Origin of the sequence: Devosia sp., assembly GCF_034675085.1 — a bacterium.
Classification (GTDB): Bacteria; Pseudomonadota; Alphaproteobacteria; order Rhizobiales; family Devosiaceae; genus Devosia.
Genome location: NZ_JAUCDN010000415.1, coordinates 1 through 2,367, shown reverse-complemented (window position 1 = coordinate 2,367; position 2,367 = coordinate 1). Strand labels below are relative to the sequence as shown.

Below are 2,367 nucleotides of genomic sequence, written 5' to 3'. Positions count from 1 at the left end.
GGTTTCGCCGCGCGCGGCGGCCTTCACCGGGGCTGAGCCCGATTTGGTATATTGCGAGATATTATCATTGAGCTTGTTGAGATAGTCGAAGGCTTCCTCTTCGCCCATGATCTGCACCAGCGAGGCCAGGGCCGTATAGGCAGTGCCCGAGGAATTGGGATTGGCGATCTGGATTTCGTCGTGGAAGCCCGCATCGAGCAGATCGGCCCAGCACAGCGGCTCCGCAAGCCCCTTCTCGGCCAGCAGCTCGGTATTGTAGCCCCAGCCCAGCGCGCCGGCATAGATGCCCACGGTGCGATAACCCGAGCTTTCCGCCTGGCTTCTGGCCCATTCGTTCAGATCATCGAGTTGGGGCGATTTATATTCCATGGTCAGCTTCTCATCGGCAGCCTGCAGATGCGGGTCGCCCGTGCCGCCCCACCAGATATCGGTCTTGGGGTTGCTCGCCTCGGCGCGGATTTTGGCATAGGTCTCGCCCGAGGACAGGCGGACCATATTGACGTTGATGCCGGTTTCCTCGGTGAAGGCATTCACCATAAGCTCGCACCAGACCACGTCCGGGCTGCAGATCAGGTTGAGATCTCCCGCGGCCTGGGCCGAGACCGGAGTCATGCTGAGGCCAGCCGCAAGCGCGGCGACAAGAGTAAATCCTTGGCGCAAAATATCCTCCCATATGAATGGCTTGCCGGCTGTTTTTGCTGTCCTTGCAAGCGCGTGCAATGATTGCCTTTGGGGGAAATTCTTGTCAACCGCAATCGCATCCGTATTGATAGGATCGCTCGAGTTCGCCCGGCGAAGCCGGGGCGTGGCAAAGGGGTATGCGGCCCGGAAATGAAGAAAAATTTCGTCAGTGCGCAGGACGTTGCTGCGCTGGCCGGCGTATCGCGCTCGGCGGTATCGCGCGCTTTCACCCCTGGCGCCAGCATTGCCGACGACACCCGCCACCGCGTCGTAATGGCCGCCAACACGCTCGGTTACCAGGTGAATCAGCTGGCACGGGGGCTGATGGTCAACCGCAGCGGCATCGTGTGCCTGATCGTCACCGAGATGGATACGCCGTACCGCTCCCGGCTGGTGCGGGTGCTGACCCAGGCATTGCAGGATGCCGGCAACATTGCCATGATCATCAATACCGACCGCTCGGACGAAAGCGTCGCCCAGGCGCTGCAACAGACCATGCGCTACCGCGCCGATGCCTCGATCCTGCTGTCCGGCCTTCCCGACCGCTCCATCGTCCAGAGATGTCTCGACAATGGCCAGCGCCTGGTGCTGATCAACCGTGACGATCCGATAGAGGGCCCCTATCGCATCAATCTCGATGATGCTGGCGCGGCCCGACAGGCGCTCGATGCTTTTCTCGCCGCTGGCTGCCGGCGCCTGGCCTTTGCCAATTCCGCCGTGGGCACCCCCAGCCTGATGGCAAGGGAGCAAGGATTCCTGGAGGCGGCGCAAACCTGCGGACTGCCAGTTGCCGTCGCCCGCCACGGCGCGACGCTCTATCAAAGCGGCACCACATTGGCGCAGAGCCTGTTGGCGGGCCCCAACCGCCCGGACGCCATTTTTTGCGTCACCGACCTGATCGCCTGCGGCGTGATGGATGTCGCCCGCCAGCAATTCGAGCTGCGCATCCCAGAGGATTTATGCATCATCGGCTTCGATGACATCGAGCAAGCCAGTTGGGGCGCATATGAACTCACCAGTTTCGCCCAGCCTATAACCGCCATTGCAGACGCAGCCATGGCGGCCCTCGCCGACGACGCGCCGAACGGCCTGACTAACCAACGGCTCAATTCACCCCTGATTTGGCGCAAGACGGTGCGAGAGCCCAGCTAGCCATTGCTGGCAACATCCAGCTCAAGCGAAATTGGCTACACAAAATTTATCAGCTACCTGTGAATTTGCAAAACGTTAGCCGTTGTCGTTATTTGCCATAGTTGTCGGTTGGGCAGCGCCGTGGCTTTTTCTCGCCATTCGGTTCTTTCTCCGCCCCATCGATGGCATCATCCACGCCATGGACCGCTACCGTGCCGATAATAGAGCTCCATCTCTGAAAATCGAGGGTAGGCGAACCTGGCCGAGGGATGGACAGTAGGTGAAGTCGACCACCCCCAGAGCGTTCGGTCGCTCGAACGCCCGATTGACCTTGTCCAGCAGCCACGGCGCTTTGGGATTGCTGATCGTGGTGATGCGGGACTTGCCGCGTGCACAGCCTTTTGCCGAGTGGCAGGGGCGGCCGCTTAATGCCGGCTACCGGCTCGATTTCTTCGACGTCCCCCCTCTCGACGTGACGGTAAAAATCATGTGTAGGTTCCCGGATGTGAGTGACGCAGCCTATCAAGCATCAACGGTACTGAAAGTCGTTACGCC

At 60.5% G+C, this 2,367-nt stretch carries 2 protein-coding genes and 1 pseudogene; 1 reads left to right on the top strand and 2 read right to left on the bottom strand.

Annotated elements, in window-relative coordinates:
* A partial coding sequence (locus VDP82_RS17130) for an extracellular solute-binding protein (protein WP_416347138.1) occupies positions 1 to 612 on the bottom strand: 612 nt, incomplete at its 3' end.
* A gap of 219 nt (positions 613 to 831) precedes the next feature.
* Here VDP82_RS17130 and VDP82_RS17125 point away from each other — a divergent pair.
* The gene (locus tag VDP82_RS17125) at positions 832 to 1,833 is read left to right on the top strand and encodes a LacI family DNA-binding transcriptional regulator (protein WP_323016034.1); all 1,002 of its coding nucleotides are present in this window, start codon (positions 832 to 834) and stop codon (positions 1,831 to 1,833) included.
* A gap of 218 nt (positions 1,834 to 2,051) precedes the next feature.
* Here the strand turns inward: VDP82_RS17125 and VDP82_RS18080 are convergent.
* Positions 2,052 to 2,211: pseudogene (locus VDP82_RS18080) on the bottom strand (IS3 family transposase); the annotation flags it as partial.
* Between the last annotated feature and the right edge of the window lie 156 nt (positions 2,212 to 2,367).